General features: G+C 56.9%; 27 protein-coding genes and 1 pseudogene. 2 read left to right on the top strand and 26 right to left on the bottom strand.

Annotated features, from left to right (window positions below; all coding sequences use genetic code 11):
- Positions 1-2: 2 nt before the first annotated feature.
- From pbpG to U873_RS0100935, 26 genes and pseudogenes are all read right to left on the bottom strand, one after another.
- Positions 3-941: a D-alanyl-D-alanine endopeptidase gene (gene pbpG / locus U873_RS0100815; protein ID WP_025126428.1), complete on the bottom strand. Its 939-nt coding sequence runs from the start codon at positions 939-941 to the stop codon at positions 3-5.
- A gap of 114 nt (positions 942-1055) precedes the next feature.
- The gene (locus U873_RS0100820) at positions 1056-2267 is read right to left on the bottom strand and encodes a site-specific integrase (protein WP_025126429.1); all 1212 of its coding nucleotides are present in this window, start codon (positions 2265-2267) and stop codon (positions 1056-1058) included.
- Positions 2268-2621: 354 nt separating this feature from the next.
- A complete protein-coding gene (locus tag U873_RS0100825; RefSeq protein ID WP_029978021.1) occupies positions 2622-3779 on the bottom strand; it encodes a site-specific DNA-methyltransferase in 1158 nt (385 codons plus the stop codon).
- A gap of 52 nt (positions 3780-3831) precedes the next feature.
- A complete protein-coding gene (locus U873_RS0100830) occupies positions 3832-4248 on the bottom strand; it encodes a hypothetical protein (RefSeq protein ID WP_025126430.1) in 417 nt (138 codons plus the stop codon).
- A gap of 85 nt (positions 4249-4333) precedes the next feature.
- On the bottom strand, positions 4334-5026 hold the full coding sequence (locus U873_RS0100835; protein WP_025126431.1) for a hypothetical protein: 693 nt from the start codon (positions 5024-5026) through the stop codon (positions 4334-4336).
- Positions 5026-5175 carry a hypothetical protein gene (locus U873_RS36520; protein ID WP_157838043.1) on the bottom strand — a complete coding sequence of 50 codons (150 nt, stop codon included), beginning with the start codon at positions 5173-5175 and terminating at the stop codon, positions 5026-5028. Before U873_RS36520 ends, U873_RS0100835 begins: the two co-directional genes overlap by 1 nt.
- Positions 5168-5392 (bottom strand): annotated as a pseudogene (locus tag U873_RS37105) (hypothetical protein); the annotation flags it as partial. The pseudogene U873_RS37105 and the gene U873_RS36520, both read right to left, overlap by 8 nt.
- A 75-nt stretch (positions 5393-5467) precedes the next feature.
- Positions 5468-5944 (bottom strand): hypothetical protein, encoded by a 477-nt coding sequence (locus U873_RS0100845; RefSeq protein WP_025126433.1) that lies wholly within the window; start codon positions 5942-5944, stop codon positions 5468-5470.
- Between the two features lie 56 nt (positions 5945-6000).
- Positions 6001-6486: a hypothetical protein gene (locus U873_RS0100850; protein ID WP_025126434.1), complete on the bottom strand. Its 486-nt coding sequence runs from the start codon at positions 6484-6486 to the stop codon at positions 6001-6003.
- A gap of 79 nt (positions 6487-6565) precedes the next feature.
- Entirely contained in the window at positions 6566-6811 is a 246-nt protein-coding gene (locus U873_RS34160) for a hypothetical protein (protein ID WP_051586046.1), read from the bottom strand.
- Positions 6808-7575, bottom strand: coding sequence for a lambda exonuclease family protein (locus U873_RS0100860; protein ID WP_025126435.1), 768 nt, complete (start codon positions 7573-7575; stop codon positions 6808-6810). The genes U873_RS34160 and U873_RS0100860 overlap by 4 nt, the downstream gene beginning before the upstream one ends.
- On the bottom strand, positions 7572-8330 hold the full coding sequence (locus U873_RS0100865; protein WP_025126436.1) for an ERF family protein: 759 nt from the start codon (positions 8328-8330) through the stop codon (positions 7572-7574). Before U873_RS0100865 ends, U873_RS0100860 begins: the two co-directional genes overlap by 4 nt.
- Positions 8331-8458: 128 nt before the next feature.
- On the bottom strand, positions 8459-8635 hold the full coding sequence (locus U873_RS36870) for a hypothetical protein (protein ID WP_177330216.1): 177 nt from the start codon (positions 8633-8635) through the stop codon (positions 8459-8461).
- Between the two features lie 141 nt (positions 8636-8776).
- On the bottom strand, positions 8777-9010 hold the full coding sequence (locus U873_RS0100875) for a hypothetical protein (protein ID WP_025126437.1): 234 nt from the start codon (positions 9008-9010) through the stop codon (positions 8777-8779).
- A complete protein-coding gene (locus U873_RS0100880) occupies positions 9007-9369 on the bottom strand; it encodes a hypothetical protein (protein ID WP_025126438.1) in 363 nt (120 codons plus the stop codon). The genes U873_RS0100875 and U873_RS0100880 overlap by 4 nt, the downstream gene beginning before the upstream one ends.
- Positions 9370-9538: 169 nt before the next feature.
- Positions 9539-9682, bottom strand: coding sequence for a hypothetical protein (locus U873_RS36525; RefSeq protein ID WP_157838044.1), 144 nt, complete (start codon positions 9680-9682; stop codon positions 9539-9541).
- A 359-nt stretch (positions 9683-10041) separates the two neighbouring features.
- A complete protein-coding gene (locus tag U873_RS36530; RefSeq protein ID WP_157838045.1) occupies positions 10042-10641 on the bottom strand; it encodes a hypothetical protein in 600 nt (199 codons plus the stop codon).
- A gap of 114 nt (positions 10642-10755) precedes the next feature.
- A complete protein-coding gene (locus tag U873_RS0100890) occupies positions 10756-11238 on the bottom strand; it encodes a DUF1566 domain-containing protein (RefSeq protein ID WP_025126440.1) in 483 nt (160 codons plus the stop codon).
- Between the two features lie 25 nt (positions 11239-11263).
- Complete coding sequence (locus tag U873_RS37110; RefSeq protein ID WP_256244233.1) at positions 11264-11392, bottom strand: hypothetical protein; 129 nt, start codon at positions 11390-11392, stop codon at positions 11264-11266.
- A gap of 60 nt (positions 11393-11452) precedes the next feature.
- Positions 11453-11638: a hypothetical protein gene (locus U873_RS0100900; RefSeq protein ID WP_025126441.1), complete on the bottom strand. Its 186-nt coding sequence runs from the start codon at positions 11636-11638 to the stop codon at positions 11453-11455.
- The gene (locus tag U873_RS0100905; RefSeq protein WP_025126442.1) at positions 11635-11820 is read right to left on the bottom strand and encodes a hypothetical protein; all 186 of its coding nucleotides are present in this window, start codon (positions 11818-11820) and stop codon (positions 11635-11637) included. Before U873_RS0100905 ends, U873_RS0100900 begins: the two co-directional genes overlap by 4 nt.
- 84 nt (positions 11821-11904) lie before the next feature.
- Entirely contained in the window at positions 11905-12357 is a 453-nt protein-coding gene (locus U873_RS0100910) for a hypothetical protein (protein WP_157838046.1), read from the bottom strand.
- 666 nt (positions 12358-13023) lie between these two features.
- Entirely contained in the window at positions 13024-13926 is a 903-nt protein-coding gene (locus tag U873_RS0100920) for a hypothetical protein (RefSeq protein ID WP_025126444.1), read from the bottom strand.
- Positions 13913-14488 (bottom strand): hypothetical protein, encoded by a 576-nt coding sequence (locus U873_RS34165; RefSeq protein WP_256244234.1) that lies wholly within the window; start codon positions 14486-14488, stop codon positions 13913-13915. The genes U873_RS0100920 and U873_RS34165 overlap by 14 nt, the downstream gene beginning before the upstream one ends.
- 41 nt (positions 14489-14529) lie before the next feature.
- Complete coding sequence (locus tag U873_RS0100930; protein WP_025126446.1) at positions 14530-14769, bottom strand: hypothetical protein; 240 nt, start codon at positions 14767-14769, stop codon at positions 14530-14532.
- A 13-nt stretch (positions 14770-14782) separates the two neighbouring features.
- Positions 14783-15487 carry a helix-turn-helix transcriptional regulator gene (locus U873_RS0100935; RefSeq protein ID WP_025126447.1) on the bottom strand — a complete coding sequence of 235 codons (705 nt, stop codon included), beginning with the start codon at positions 15485-15487 and terminating at the stop codon, positions 14783-14785.
- 90 nt (positions 15488-15577) lie between these two features.
- Between U873_RS0100935 and U873_RS0100940 the strand changes: the two genes are divergently transcribed.
- Together U873_RS0100940 and U873_RS0100945 are read left to right on the top strand one after the other, a co-directional pair.
- The gene (locus tag U873_RS0100940) at positions 15578-15787 is read left to right on the top strand and encodes a Cro/CI family transcriptional regulator (protein ID WP_025126448.1); all 210 of its coding nucleotides are present in this window, start codon (positions 15578-15580) and stop codon (positions 15785-15787) included.
- A gap of 33 nt (positions 15788-15820) precedes the next feature.
- On the top strand, positions 15821-16036 hold the full coding sequence (locus U873_RS0100945; protein ID WP_025126449.1) for a hypothetical protein: 216 nt from the start codon (positions 15821-15823) through the stop codon (positions 16034-16036).
- The last annotated feature ends 41 nt before the right edge of the window (positions 16037-16077 follow it).

Genomic DNA, 16077 nt, shown 5'->3' on the forward strand with positions numbered 1-16077 from the left:
TATCAGTGTGAAGCCTGGGGAGGAGCTACCTGGCGATTCTTGAGGTTCTTGTCGGCCTTGTAGCGCAAGGCGACGTCCGGCACCGATCCGCTCTTGCCGGTCTCGACCCAATTGCGGATACGGCTGGCATCGGCGAAATGGGTGTACTTGCCGAAGGCATCGAGAATCACCAGGGCCACCGGACGATTACCCATGCTGGTGACTAGCACCAGGCAATGGCCGGCCTGATTGGTAAACCCGGTCTTGGTGATCTTGATGTCCCATTTTTCCTTGTTGACCAGGTGATCGGTGTTACGAAAGCCCAGGGTGTAGTTGGGCTTGCGGAATGCCACCGTCTTTTCCTTGGTGGTACTCAGCTCGCTCAGTAGCGGGTACTTGCGGGCAGCTACCAGTAGCTTGCTCAGATCGCGCGCGGTGGAAACGTTGTGGATCGACAGGCCCGTGGGCTCCACGTAGCGGGTGTGGATCATGCCCAGGGACTTGGCCTTGGCGTTCATCGCTGCAATGAAGGCTGCGTAGCCTCCCGGGTAGTGGTGGGCGAGGCTGGCGGCGGCACGGTTTTCCGAGGACATCAGGGCAATCAGCAGCATCTCTCGGCGGCTCAGCTCGCTGTTGAGCTTGACTCGGGAAAACACACCTTTCATTTCCGGGGTGTCGCTGATGTTGATGGCGATGTACTGGTCCATGGGCAGCTTGGCATCCAGTACCACCATGGCTGTCATCAGCTTGGTGACCGAAGCGATGGGCACCACGACGTCCGGGTTGCTCGAATAGATGACCTTGTTGGTCTGCAGATCCAGCAGCAACGCGCTGCCGGAGGCGATGTGCAATTGTGACGTGTCTCTTGGCGCCGCGGTGGTTTCGCTGGCGTCGACGCTATGGGCGGTCAAGGTGCCGGACACAGCAAACAACAAGCTGAGGATGGAGAGACGAATTTTCACGCGGGCGGACTCGATAGAGATGGATATGCCGTTTGGCAACGGGCTTTTTCGGAAAAACGTTACATTTTATGAGTATGTGCCAGAAACTTGCTACACGCCTTTAACTACGGGCTCTTAATTAAACTTTTTTTCATCCTGTACCGTTTTTGTACCAATTTTGCTTTCCAGCTTACTTATCTCCGTCCAGTCCGTTGTCGAGTTCAGCCACCGCGCATAAGTCGAGAGCAGCACTTGCACGCTGTGCCCGAGTTGGCCGGCAATGAAAGCGGGATTCATGCCAGACATGAGGCACATCGTAGCGTAGGTGTGACGGCAGTTATATTGGTTCCGGGGCCTGATCCCCAAGGCCTCTAGAGCTGTTGCAAAGTGCCCGGCAGGGGTCGTTGGGCCCTTGATAAACGGCGAACTGCCGGACGGCTGGAACACGTAAGGCGACGACTTGCGCACGCGGCGCCGCTCACTGTCGCGGACCTGGGCAATTTCCTTTGCCTGGGCCAGGGCGTTCATGGCGCGGGAGTTCAGCATTACCGTTCTGGCGTACTTTGTTTTAGTGCGCTCCTGCAGCTTACCCTTGACGACAATCCGACAGACGTGTGCTGTTCTGTCCTCCAGGTCGATCTCGTCCCAGCGCAGCGCCAGCAGTTCACCAGTACGCATGCCGGTATAGAAGGCAAACTCGAAATAGGCCGCGTAGATCCTGACCACCGGTCGAGTGAAGTTCGCATACAGCCACGCAATAAGCGCGTCGGCCTCTTCCGCTGTGAACGGATCTACTACTTTTTTCTTCCTCGCCGGCAGTTGAATCGATGTTGTGGGGTTGCGTGCAATCACTTCGTCCTGCACTGCGACATTGAACAGGGCGTTTACTCGAGATATCGCCGCACGCTTCACCCCGGGGCTGCTCCACTCGGTGGCCGCTATGATCTTGCGCAGCGCCATTGGGGTGATGTCGTTCATGGGGATGCCGGCAAGCGCAGGCATCCAGTACAGGTTGAGGCTGCCCTTGTAGTTGCTCCTGGTGCCCTCTACGACTTCCCGACTGTCGAGCCAGGTCTGCGCATATTCCCCAAAAGTGACGACGGCTGACTCAGTCGTCGTCACGTAGCTGGAGTTAGGGAAAAGCTCGGTGTATTTCTCGTCCGTCAGGGCCCCGTGCTTGGCCAGGCTGATTACGTGAGCACGGAGATCTGCGGCCGCTTTGATCCCCTTGGCCGTCTGTGGGTAGGCGAGGGTTTCACACCGGCGATGCTTCCAGGTGAATCGGATTCGGATTGAATCACCAGCAAATTCAACTCCTGTGGGCAGTCCCATTGGCTTTCTTGCCATGCCTCGTATCTCCTGATGCTGTAAAAAATGCGGTTGTCGATCTTGTTCCAGACGCCTTCGGGGATGCCCCCGCGGGCTCGCTTGCTTTCCAGGGCGCGTTGAGTTTTGCCGATAAGCTGCGCCATACGCTTCTCGGGCACTTTGTCGAAGGGGTACGTTTCGGGTAGTTCGTCTTTCTCGGACATTTGTCTATCCCGCCCGCCATCGCCGGCAGGCTCCGATTGTTGAGTGGGGTGTTTCAGATGGTGCTGATCGCCGTCGGCGTTGCGCCGTGGCACTGTCTCTGCGTTCGCCCGGTCTATGTCTTGCTCATCAAGGAAGAAGACGACCGATCCCGGGCCGGGCGGACTCTTTTCAGAGCTGAAGTTGTTTCGGCTTGGTGAGCTCGTGCTCAATTCGTGCTCGAGCGATCGCCGCGTATTGTTCGTCGAGTTCGCAGCCGATGAACCGAAACCCTTCGCGCATTGCTGCCTTGCCGGTGCTGCCCGAACCCATGAATGGGTCGAGTGCGGTACCACCTGGGGGCGTAATCAGGCGCAGTAGGTAGGCCATCAGGTCAGTCGGTTTCACTGTCGGATGGTGGTTGCCATTGCGTGCAGGCCAGTCCGCAGTCTCGCGATCACGCATAGTGGCTCCAGTAACAACAGATGGTTGCATGCTGCTGTGGAGCCCTTCATTTCGATCTTCTCGACTCGTCTTAGCACAGTAGAAGAACCGGGCAGCACTTCCGCTATCTGCGTGGAAAGCTCCTTTCGTGCGTCCCATCATGCCGCTGTATTTTACAGAGCCGCTGAATCCATTTGACGTTGGTTCGGTGCCCATCACAGGTGCACAGGCGCCTGCTTCAGCAGGGAATAGCGCCACGACTTCAGAGCTGCCGTCGTGAATCAGATTGGCAGGCCATCGGCCCGAGGGCTGGATATAATCGCCAGCCGTAGCGCCGACTGCATTCATGCCTCCGCCTTGCCGCAAGGAATCGGATACTGACTGTCGACCATTCTCGGAATAGGCGCCTCCATTCAGGTTGTCGTTAGTCTCGATCCGGCATCCATCGATGTTGAGCGCACCGACGCCAAAAGCTATGACGTTGGCACCTATTGTCTTCTCCGCAAGTGGCTTGCGAGCAAAAGTTATCGGTTCTATCGATGGTTTGAGCGCCGTACCCCAGCCATCCATTCCGTCGACATCATTCCCGATGTTGCGTGACTTTGGGAATCCCGAGCCATAAACCCAAGCGATCATGTCGCGTATCTCGAAGCCGGCATCCTCGATCGCTACCGCCATTCGGTGCTGTGTGCGGGTACCAGCGAAAGCCAGCAGATGGCCGCCAGGTTTGAGCACCCGAAGGCATTCAGCCCAGACTTCAACGCCCGGTACGGACGCGTCCCATTTCTTGCCCATAAAGCCCAGGCCGTAGGGCGGATCGGTCACCACGCTGTCGACAGAGTTGTCAGGCATTTGGCGCATCAGCTCCAGGCAGTCGCCTGTAAGGATTCTGAATGGTTCGCTCATGGCCTTGGCCCCGTGTAGATGTTCCATGCGAGGTAGAGCAGGGCGGGGAGGATCATGGCTGCACTTCCTGGGCCAGGGCGGCGCGGCGAGCATCGTAGAACGCCAAAACTTCAGTCATCGCACGATCCACGGCAACAATCTCCCGGTCGAAGTAGGCTTGGCTGTTAGTCTCACCCTCTGGAGGCAGCTCGCCAGGACCAGCCAGCGAGTTGTAAATCCACTCCATTCCCGCTGCCGGGCCTTTGCCATGCTTTTCCTCGATAAGAGCCGAGCGCATGGCGAGGATGTAGCGTCCGAACAGCAGATCCAGTTCCTTGATCCGCATGCGGGCGTGTTCGATCTCCGCGAGCAGAGCCAGCGTTACAGCTGACGGTACAGCCATTCCGTAATCGTTCAGTGCTGCATAATCGCCGCTGTCGTTCTGTGCTGCCTCGGCCAGGGCCTTCAGCTTTTCTTTGTCGATATTCATGGCATAGCTCCGCCATTCCGCTGCTGCGGCTGACTTGAATGTGGGGGAGGGGTGATGTTTTCGCGGGTGGAGTACAAATGTACTCCTAGCGGGTTTTGTTGCCTTGGCGCGCATGAAAGCGCTCGTAGGGGCCGTCAGGTAGGCCGCCGATTGCATTCGCCGCCTTGATCAGGATGTCGCCCAGGCGCATCTGGGCTTTGGGCGTGAAGTGTTTGAACCTGGTTCCAGGCGGGTAGTACGCCTCATGAGCCATGCGCTGGCAGACTTGCGATGCCTCCTCAAGCCCGCAGTTGCGCCCCCAGGCGATCAGCCTCTGGCGCTCAGGGTCGTCGAGCTGCAGTTCTGGCTGCGCAGCCGGCGCGGGCTGCTCGGCTGGGCGGGTGTAGAGCGCGCGCAACTCGTACTCCTCCGGCATGGACTGGAAATCCTCCAGTGACCCGCTGCCGACTTCTACCCAGCAGCACGAGCCATGCGTTCGGACCATATACACCGGCTCACCCTGGTGCTGCTCGGCAGGCTTGGCGAGAAGGGCGCGCAGCTCTTTCACGAAGCCATGCTCTTCTTCTGTGTCGAAGTCCTTGAAACCTTCATCCATGCCCATGCAGGCACGTACATTCAGGCAGTGCTCGACCATTCCAAGCATCGTCGAATGCGCTTCGGGTGTGAGGCGCAGCACATAGTCATGCGGCACGCTGATCATTTCGTTACTCATCTTCGCCTTGACCACGTAGTCATTTGCACGAAGTTCGCCAGCGTAAAACCGTAGATCTTTACTCATCACTCTTTCTCCATCAATTGGCTTACAGGTGCAGGGCAGGCGCCCCAGGTTGCAGTCGCACATGCTCGTAAACGCCTTCCCAGGTATTGCACCGGAATGAAAATGAACTGGCCTACGTCGTCCTGAACAACGGTGACCTTGTCACTCATGAGTCGATCCATCAGTTCGCAGAATCGGTAAGTGCGTACCATGTCGTTCTCCACGTTCGTTCTTTGGGTAGGTCTTGGTCAGGGAGCCGTTGACGACATGGCCGCGTTTAAGCACGACCCGGGCAAGCTTCTCCCGGTCTTTTGCGCTGTGGCTGGCCTGGCTTAGCAGGCCGAAGTAGCTGTTGGCTGTCTCGCGCAGATCCTCGGCCGGCGCTGCCCGGCGTGCTTCTGGTCTGGGCTTCGTCCTGACGCTCCCGGGAAACGCCTGCTGAAAAATCAATGAAGGAATGAATCACTGAATAGGAAGGCTGCGGACAGGACGGACAAGACGCTCGCTGGTCTTGTCGGTGCTGCTGAGCCAGCCATCGTCGAAGAACATGAGGTAGGCGCCGTTGGCTGAGGACTGCGAACTCAGCCAGTGCCAGCGGTCTTCGCGGAGTTCCACCAGGCCGTCAGCCTTAGCCGCCATCAGCAGCTGACCCTCCAAGCAGGACGGGATGAAGCCACCAAGCTCAAGAGCCTTGACTGCGATCACGCTGCCAGCCTCGGCCATGGCGCGGGTGTTGGCTTCGCCGTCGCTGTAGCTGGCGGCACCTTTTATCTCGACGCCATACTCGCCCCAGGCGCCGCTGAGTTCGTCAGGCAGCAGGATCAGGGCGCGTTCAACGCCGTTGAGCCAGTAGCGGGTGACGAAGGTGCCCCCGGCCAATAGCTGGCCACGCTCAGGGAGTTCGGAAGCGGCGACGGTCTGTTGTACATGTTGAGTCATGGTTTTCTCCAGGTGTGTGCCGCCCTCCGGGTACCGGATGCAGCGAGTAGGGTGGGTTATGCTTCGCCGTCGTCTTCGGCGTTCATCTGTAGCGATTCGGCAAAGCCTGCTTGCCGTAATTTGCGCGCCACGTTTTCTGTTATCTCGTATCCGTGGCGCTTGATTTCGAAGAGTGGCGCGGATCCATCTGGGCCTAGCGAATTGGCATATGCGATCAGTCGCCAGATCGTGTTTCGGTCCTTTGATTCGCCCAGGGCGGCAGTGAGCGCTGCCAGGCGGTCGCGCATTCCCTGGCGGAAGTAGTGCCTGATGATGTCGGACGGTCCCTTTACCTTTGGAGACGCCGGCGGCAGTACCTTGGGCTCGGCATTGATCACCAGCAACTGCACAGCTTCGCTGACCTCCTGGATCTCACGCCAGAGCATCAGCTCGTCGAGCATCTGCCGGGCGCCATACGGGACTGTGTGCCGCAATTCCTGCTCGCCCAGCTCCTGCCGTCTCTCGGCAAGCTTGGCCGATCGTTCTTCCTGAGTCGCAGCCATGGCCTATCCCTTCATTTCTGCTGCCGAAACTGAAACCCGTTTTCCCGGGCAATCAGCAGGACGCGCTTGATATGCATATTTAGGTTCTTTGCTGCCTCGCTTGCTGTAGCGCCTTTTTTGGCCGCACCGCCGGCGCAAGCTTGTCTCGCTCAGCGCGAAGGCGGTCGTGGTGGCTGGATGTACCTGAAATGCCAACCTCGCCACTGACGCCCTGGGCGATGATTTGAGGCTTTCCGCCAGCCGCAAGGAACTGCTCAACTGCATAGGCAATTTCTGCCGCGCTGTCATGGCGCTGCTCGATCAAGGTTGTGTGGTTGCTGATCATGCTGCGTTACTCCTCAGCTTGGCCTCGTAGCCGTCCACCAGCAGCTTGAACTGCCAGAGGTCTTCCTCGAGCTTTTCGATGTAGTCGTCGTCTCGCTTGAACTCCTGCCACCAAAGCTGACGCCCTACAGGCTCGAGAGCAGGGCAATACATGCCTACGTGCCAGAACTTCCGTCCAGTGACCCACATGCAGCCCTGGACCTGATCCATGACGCCGCTGGCGTCGTTATCGATGTGGAAGGTGCGGAGCTTGTCAGGGGCAATGAAGCACTTGTATTCGCTGCCGCCGTCGTCGCCGATCAGGCCGTCAGCACTTGCCCCGAACGCGCCATCGTCCGTAGTGACGAACCCGGCCCGCTGGACCATCAAGCCTGTTTTCAGCTCATGCTCCATCCTGGCTATCGGCTCCAACTCATGACCGCGCTTCATCTGCCAAGTCTCGAAACCTTGGTCCATTGGTGTGCCGCTGATCCGCTCAACGGCCAAGTTGAAGGCGTAGTTCATGGCAGCCTCGGATGGCTGACCAACAGGCTTGCCAGCGAGTGCCAAGCGCACAGACTCTGCCTTAGGCGCGGCCTTGTAGCCCGCTTCAGCCATAGCTTCCTTTTCGGTCATGCCAGCCTGGATGGCAGAGACATACATCTGCTGTTTTTCGTCCAGACCCCCGACCTTGGTCCGAGCAATGCCAAACATGCTGGCAGTGATGCAGCCTGCGCGGGCTTGATGCCACTGAGGGCTGCCCTGTTCACAACTGATAAGGATCATGGCGCGCTCTCCAGTTCAGCCTTGCGTTTATTGACCGCGGCGCGTAACTCTTCGGCGCCTACTGCGTCCTTAGCGACGTGCAAAACCTTCAGGCCGTGCTGCCAGGCCTCCTGCAACACTGCCTTGTCTGTTGCTGCCGCCACCTTCGATGTCAGGTCGCAAAGGATCGCGTTGCGGAATTCGTCACCGCTGGCTCCATTACCGTCGTCGTCTTCTTCGCCGATAGCGACGTTGAAGATCATCTTCAGCAGGTAGCGCATGCCGTAGGAGGTTCCGGAGCCAAAGGCGTGGGTCTTGGTCATAACATCGCCGCCCTTGGCGCCCTTGCCGTCGGATGGAATGTGGGCGCGATATTCACGGGTGTGGCCGCCGACATGACTGACGAAGCACACCATGCCCACCATTCCTTCCGGAGCTTGCTCGGTGCTGAAGGACAGCGAAAGTCCTTCGTTCGTGTACTTCGGTCGCAAAACGCTATCGAGCTTCCCGTACGTGACGTACTGGCTGCGGGTCTGGTTGTTGGTAGCATCAGCCGCAATGCGCCCCATCTCGCCCTGAACGCGAGACAGCGCGGCATTGAACTCGGTTTCAGCTGTCTTCGCCTGCATCCGCTCATGCATTGCCATCAGGCGTTCCATCTTCTCGATGTCGCACTGAGGGTCGGATGCGGCACGGAGAACAACCTGCATTATTGTTGCTGACTCGCCCACGACAGCGGGCGCCTGGTCCTGTTCGACACGGGCTAGTTGGCTCATTGGGGGCCTCGTTGATTACTGAGTGACGCGATCAGCAAGAGCGCCGAGTAGCATCAGGAGTGAGAAAAGGAGCAGGACGGGGAGGGCGCCGCGCTAGATCAGGATTCTCCGGGCGCGCTGGCGGGAGGTCATTGGTCAACCTCCAGACTGATCAGCCTTTCGCCGAGAGTGATCCGTGTTGCGACCCGCTCCCGTTCCACGCCGGTTATCTCGGCGATCTGGCCTAGGGTCAGCCCCTGCTGGCGGAGCCGAGCACAACGCTTGGCGGCGGCCTGCTGGCGCTTCTTTGCGCCTTCGCCGCTCATCGTGAAGACCTCGCTCTAAGCATGCCCCGAGGTGTCCGCTCGATCCTGATGGGCTCTGGAAGATCGGCAACCAAAGAAAAGCCCCGCGACTGCAGGGCTTGAATAACAGCTTTTCGATTAGCGGCGATGATCGCCACGCAGTTACCATTCATGAGTTGGTTTCCCAAATTCGCCAGCTCGGCGTCGCTCATGCAGGCGGTGCAGCTGTTCGGTGTAATTGGCGTCCTCCTGGGCGCTGATGACTCCCAGAGCTCGGAAGACCAGAACGGCGGTCATGGCAGAGGCTTTTACTGCAATGTCGGAGCACTGCGGGTCCTTCATGCTCTCCAGATATCCTTCGAGCATGCCCTGGGCCATGTCGTGATGGGCGATCATTGGCAGACCCTCGCCAGGCCCATGGACTTCACCACCATGGCCCGGGCTTTCGACTCCAGGGGTTGCCGGAACGCCTTCTCGGCTATCCTCTGGGCCCGCTCGAACTCCCCGGCCAGGACCGCCAGCACAACCTGGGCGTCCATGCATTCGTGGTCGCAGGCCTGGGCTATCGTCTCACTCGCATTGAGCGCGAAGCCTGGGATGTGACCGGCACCTACTCGCTGATCGAAGAAGGGCACAACTTTCGACTCGAGCAACATCACCCGGGCAACCTCGGCGTCCACCAGATCCTCGGTGTAGTCCTCTGGTGGCAGCCGGCGGTCGTGCCGCTCCTGACAGATCTGCATTGCTGTTTGCATGGTCGCCTCCAAGGTGGCGGGTTGTTCACCTGTATTCGTCAACACTCACGCACGGCTGTTTGCCAATGGGCGCCGGGGAGTGCTGACGGATATAGGCGGGAAAAAGAAAGCCCCGTTGGACGTTCGGGGCTTTCACAGATGCAGTGGTTTCAGGTTTTGGGCGGGACAGTCAGCGCCAGAACGCCGGTGCCCCGCTGATCGTTCGCCAGGGCTTGCGCACGGTACGCAGTGGACCGGTGGGCAGCGTTGCCTCAATTGGCGGTTCTGGCCGCACATGGCGAAGCGCTGCGCCGATCAGGAACAGTAGGAGCATGGTGATCTCCGGTTGAGGTTGTGAGCGTCAGCGCCCCGAAGACGCTGTTGCTCGGTGGTGCAGATGGCCGGTGCTGATCTCCGGCATTCCCGATTACCTGAAGGCCCTTGTACCTTGGGCTCTACCGTAGCGCACAACCGCCCGGCCAGATTCGTATTACTTCAAGTCGCAAAACAGCTCCCGATTGTTTGTGCGTACGGAAGCGCCTGCCTTACGTGCTTGTCAGGATCAAACCTGCTTGCGCATCAGCCTGCGCATTCATCTGCTGTGTTGCGTTGATGCAGGGGGCCGCTCTCGCGGTGTGTACTCGTCCGCATCCTTCTGCCCACTCTACGAATGGGCAGGGGTGATGCTTTCGATTATTGCGAGACCATTTTTTTAGCTCGATCCGATAAAGCCAAAATGACGCGATCATCTGAACCGCCATCAGCTATGTACCGCTGAATCCTTTTGTAGGTCTCTTCGGCTTTCGCGATCAGATAGGCCTTGTGAGCCTGATCAGGACTATTGAATCGACCGAGATGCACCGACCTCCCTCCCGATTCAATGGTCGCAGAGAACTTTCCTCCTGGCAGTAGCGAAACCCCGAGTGGCCAGGAGCCACGCTGAGCAGCATTGTCGCAAAGGAAGTTATTTAGCCATCTCGGAACGAACGCGCACGCGTCTGGCGAATAGGTCTTGTTTCCTGGAATGATAATATCTTTATCTAGAGCATTGCCTTCCCAAGGCTGCTTAACCATCCAAGCTTTGAATCCAGAGAAATACAGCCATTCTTCTACAACCTGGCAACCTTCGTAGGTCGGATACTTTGCTTTGTAGCGCAGCGAATAGCAGCGCATCAGCATGTCGGACCACTTGGAATAAAACGGGTCATGTCTAGGTTGACCATCTTCCGACTTCACCGTTTTATAGGGTAAGTCCTTGACGCCAACCCCATATACAAGTCGATTCAGTTTCATAATTGGCCTCGCGGCAAAGCATGTCTGCCCTGGTGCTGGGGAGTACCAGGGATCGGGCAGTTTGCGACAGGCTGTCGTTTGGCGCTGGTTGTCAGAAGCAATTGAAGGAATGAATTACTGAAGGAATCTGCGGACAGGACGGACAAGACGCTCGGCGTACTTGCCGTAGTAGTAGAGCCAGCCATCTACGAAGTCCATGAGGTAGGCGTTGTGGGCTGAGTACTGCGAACTCGACCACACCAAACCACTTAGCTTGCCATTCAGGTTCAGCCAGATTTCGTACAGCTCGGCAGTGGCGGGCAGATAGAAATCACCATGCCCTTCAGCGATGTGTTCATATGCTGCAATCGCTGCCGGGTATTCGCCATCAGCATTAACCAGCGCTTCGGTGTTAGCGCGACCATCGGTCAAGCTGGTGGCCGGCGACTCATCGCCATACTGGCCCCACTCGAAGCGGCCAAGTTCTTCACCAAGGACCAGGTGGTAGCCATCAGCGCCGTTACGAGCCGGCATGAACCCGGCGTAGATACCACCTTGGCCGGTCCATACAGTGCCGATTTCAGGGATGGTGACTTGTGATTTCTCTGCTGCTTGCATGGTGGTTTTCCTTGTCGGGATTGATTCAGATGCGGTGATCAGCGCCCCGGGCCGACTTCGCCAGGGTGTGCCACACGGTTGCTTGATTCTTGTCGCCGGCAGCCAGGCTCTTGCGTGCCTTTGCCAGTAGGTGTTGCACGAGAACTTCGTTCATGGCTGTTGCTCCGGTTGATTTCCCGTCTGGCCCTGTCGCCAAGGCCAGCCAGTGAAATCGTCATGCTGCGAAAAGGTCTTGCTGCTTTGGCACAGGCATCAGGAATGCCACCAGCTTCTCGCTTGGCCATTCCGTGACGTTGATCCAGTCGGGGTGCAGTTGCTTGAACTCAGCCGGGTGAAGCCAGCGGCCTTGCTTCTTGTCCGGGCTGATGCAGAACTTGAAGCCCTGGTCGCGCAGGCTCATGCAGCAGCCTTGCAGTCAGCTGCCGTCATGCGGCGGCCGTCCTCAAGTTCGACCACGTACACGCCGTTGGTATAGCCACGTTCCGTGTTGAGCCGATTAGCTTCGCGGATGCAGGTATCCAGGTTGCAATCGGAGAACACCTGCAGCTCGCCGCGCAGAGTGATGCGAAGGACCTTGTTCATTTTGTATTCCTCCAGTGGCTTTCGAATGCCTCCCGGGGTTTGAGAGGCATTTGTAAAACCAGGAAGAGGGGTGAATCAGCACCCCTAAAACATGCGATCTAGATTTTCGGCGAGCTGCTGATCTACCAGGTCGGCAATCTTGAAGGCGTCGTCTATCGAGAAATGCGGGTTGCACTCTGAGCAGTGGCCGGCTACCTCAATCTCAGACACCAACTGCACCAGTGACTGGTCACGCAAGCATGCTGGGCACTGGACCGCCTCTTCGGATTTCGCCTTGACCAGCCCGATGCAGCACTTCGCCGCGTCTTCCTTTTCGCTATGGAAATCGCCGCATACATCGCATTGCCAGCCCTCATCGATTGCCGGCTGACAGCAGCTTTCCGCCTCGTGATAGAACTCGTGGACCTCGTAACACGATCCACATTGATAAGCTTTTGTGGGCATATCCTCGCCCTCCAGGGCGTTTGATTTCCCTGATACCCCTCGTGAGAAGGGCATCGAGGAAATCTTCCGTGACCCGCTACTGGCGTCGGTCATCGGCTTGAATCGAATGTCAGAGAACACCCGCAATCTTCAAGGCCGCCGCAACAACCGGCGCAAGCAAAAAAGCTACAGCGGTGATCTCGGAAACTTTGTAGATCATGGTCATCTCCTGGGTTAATCCCGGTCCCGCTACTGGCGTCAGACCGGGGTTGTTGCGTCAGCGGTGATTCGTATCGTTTGAAACTTTCCAGTCGGGGCCCGCTGCTTGCGTCGGCCTCCGGCTATCTTCTGATTGTTCTTCCAGCCGCGGGCCTTTCGGCTTGTTCTCCCGCTGGATAACTGTTCTCGGTGCTTTAAGCTGCACACCCGGGTCAGTTGCCAACCCTCTGAACCGTTGAGGCCGGTTCATCGCTGCCTTTGAATCTGGGCCGGTGGTGATCCGGCAAGGGGTGTCGCTAAAGAGCGGTCGGCTTGAGGGCCTGGCGAGTACCTGTTCGGTGACTCGATGGAGTAAATATAGGCTAGCCTTTATTTTGAGTCAACAGGGAATCCTTTATTTTTCGTTAGGCATGAAAAAACCCGCTCAGTGGCGGGCTCATTGCTCGTTAGTGTGGCCTGGGGTTTGGCTTCATGTCGGGGCAGGTCGGCTCTGTAGCGGCTTCAGAGCCGGGGTAATGCGGTAGGGCAGATACAAGAAGCCCGGCGCTGGGCCGGGCTTGATTACCAAGGTAGTTGGGAAATGGTGTATCGCGGCCTGCCCTTGCCGACTGTTCTAGCGCTTACCTGGATGGTAAAGGCTTTGTTTAGATGCATATTGATAACTGCCGGGTCTTCAATGGCAGAGGCAATTCTCCCGTGAATAACCGTCCCATCCTGGGTCTTGAATTCAAATCTTCTTTCGGCGGGGAAGGCACCCAAGAACTCACCAGAAAACTCAACGTCTTTCTCTACAATGTTTTCAGGACTGAGACGGGACCTGCTAATTCTGACTTGGTCAACACTCGTAAACGAGAACAGGTGGTCACGGGTTGTCACCGAGCAGTACGCTTCGTAGGAAATCAGTTTTTCGAGATAATCCGAAATTGTTGCGATCGCTCGCGTTCCAACTCTAGAGGCTGGCTCGGATAGTTCCTCATCACTTTTGGTGGAGGCCTCTAGTAACTCAGCTACCAACTCAAATGCTTGCGAAACGGAGGTGGTTCCCTCCAGAGGTAGCTGCGCATCAAGTGATGGCGCTTCTTCGAACTCAAAGCCGAAAGAACCGATAGCAGTGCCGGTTATAAGTATCTGATTCTGGGCTTTGTTCGGTATAGGACCAAAATCATTCAGAACACCGCCAATAGACGCGGCTACGGCAGTAATGGCCTCTGAGAATTTCGCAGTTGCTATGGCGCCAAACTCAGCGACAACACCATGCACACCCCAAACGGGAGCACCTCGATAGGTCACTACTGCTTTGGCTGGGGAAAATGCTCCTCGGCCAGGATCCAGCAGACGTGATTCTACTTGCTCCTTTCTTGAGTTCATCGATAGTTGTGCGAGCTTGCTTAGCCCAGACTTGCGAGACATGCGATCCAAGAAATTGATTTCAGCCTGCGCGTGGGTGAATTCAGTTCTGTTCATTCTGGACCTCCCGCTTGCGATTCTCCAAAAGGCGTCTGGCATTATCATCATGGTCCGGCTCGAGCCTGACGCTCAAAAAGCCTTTCCACTGCTGAGACCTTCTGTGAGACCACATACTGTACCAGTATGCTGACATCTCGACTAAAAATTCAGCAGGTTCCGACAGAGGGAGAAGGTAGAAGTCAACCTTGTAAGTTTGCTTGATCCAGGGATTGTCAGTTAGCGCCTTGATTTCATCTGGCGATAGGGCGGCCTCTACCTCTGGTCGAATCTCCGCAAAAGTAACAACATCCATGTCGTTCGGCGCCCTCCCTTCCAATAACTCAACGTGCTCCATAAAGCTTCCGTTCAGCCACTGAAAACCAGAAATAACGCCTATACGGTGCATTTCAGCTCGGTGAGAGAGAAAGCCATCAAGAATCTCGCACCTTTCAAGAGTAGTAGAAAAGCGCTCAACAACCTGCTCAACGGTCACCGTGTATGGAGCTCGCTCTAGAGCCGTCGGATTGTTTTCATCAATTGGGGGAATTATCCCTTGATGATTCCATTGCGGGATCAACACTTACCTCCTTGTGGTGTTGCTTTAAGATCGCTACGTATAGCCTATTTTGACATTGAGCGCGCTGTACGCCTCACCTCCACCTCTTCCGCATACCCCGCCAGCCTGACCTCTGCTTCCTGGAAGGAGAGGGCGATCTTCATCAGTTCGCTGGCTCCTTGCTCATCACCATTGGCCAGCATGCGCTTTGCCACTCCGAACAGATCGACGCCAGACCACTTGAGTAGAGCCGCAGCCTCTTTAAGGTCGCGGCGCAGCTGCTGGTTGGGTTTGGTGAGGGGCATTAATGGGCATCCTTCAAAGTAAAACGGAATACCAGAACACCTTCCCAATAACTGTGATACCGGCTTCTGCTAAGTCCTGCGCGGAATATTCTTCGTCCGGGTGCTCATCTAGATTGAAGCTGCGGAAGCGCAGGCCGCCTCCGGGGATTCGATAAAGTGTCTTAACTCGCAACTCACCGCCATGATCAATTGCGTACATCTTTCCGTCTTTCACAGTGGTCGCTGACCTATCAACGCCAACGGTGCTTCCGTCCGGCAATACTGGATCCATACTATTCCCGTGAACTGTGACGCACACGGCATGACCGGCTTGGACATTCTGATTTCGCAGCGTTTGCTTACCGAATCTGAGCTTCCTTCCGCTGGACTCTTGGACAGCTGTGCGGCCTGAGCCAGCCGACAATTCGACCTCTTTCAGGAATGGCAAATACACCTCATCGTCGTCCAGCGGGGTGTCGTCATCCCACAGGGAGATTGGACCAAGCATGGTTGCATTGCTTAGCGGTCGAGATTCACCTTGCGAGAGACTTCCGCCGGACAGCCAGACAGGGTCAACGCCGCATGCTTGGGCGAGCTGAACAAGGTAGCCACTGGTCCGGGTAAGTCCGCGCTCGATTTCGGATACAGACGCCTGTTTTATGCCAACGCGTTCAGCAAGCTCAGCCTGGGTTAGTCCTGCATCTTTTCTTGCCTTCTTGAGGCGATCTTTGAGTTCCATGCTCATCAATTTAAAGGTCAGCCTTTAGTCTTGCAAAAAGGTGTTCCTTTCAAATAACATAAAGGCATCCCTTTATATGGGCGGAGAATCATGAACAAATACTTTGACGCGCTGGTTAAGCATTTCGGCTCGCAGCAGACCACCGCAGAGGCCCTCGGCGTAAAGCAGGGGACTGTCAGTGGCTGGGTTCGTGGCCTTCACGGCTGCACTGCTGAGATCGCAATCAAGGCCGAGATCGCCACCAATGGCGCGATTAAGGCCCGCGATCTGCGCCCAAGCATCCCCCAGCAAGCCGCTTAAACCCATCCATCAGCCACAAGGAGCAGTACCCGTATGCACGAAGATCCAGCGAACAAGCGTGATGCCGTTTGCAAGCTCCGCTTTACACAGCGCACGAAGCGCCAACTCCAGATGGAGGCAAAGATGGCCGGGATGCAGCTGGCTACCTATCTATTCGAACTTGCTCAGCTTGGTCGCGCACATCGTGCAGCCGAAGTGGTTCGCGAGATTCATGGTGTAAGCGCCCAAGACAATCATAAGTCGGCCTGAGGGCCCTCAGGAGGGTCATGTGCCCGAATTTGACTGCGAAT

Source organism: Pseudomonas sp. PH1b, assembly GCF_000633395.1.
Taxonomy (GTDB): domain Bacteria; phylum Pseudomonadota; class Gammaproteobacteria; order Pseudomonadales; family Pseudomonadaceae; genus Aquipseudomonas.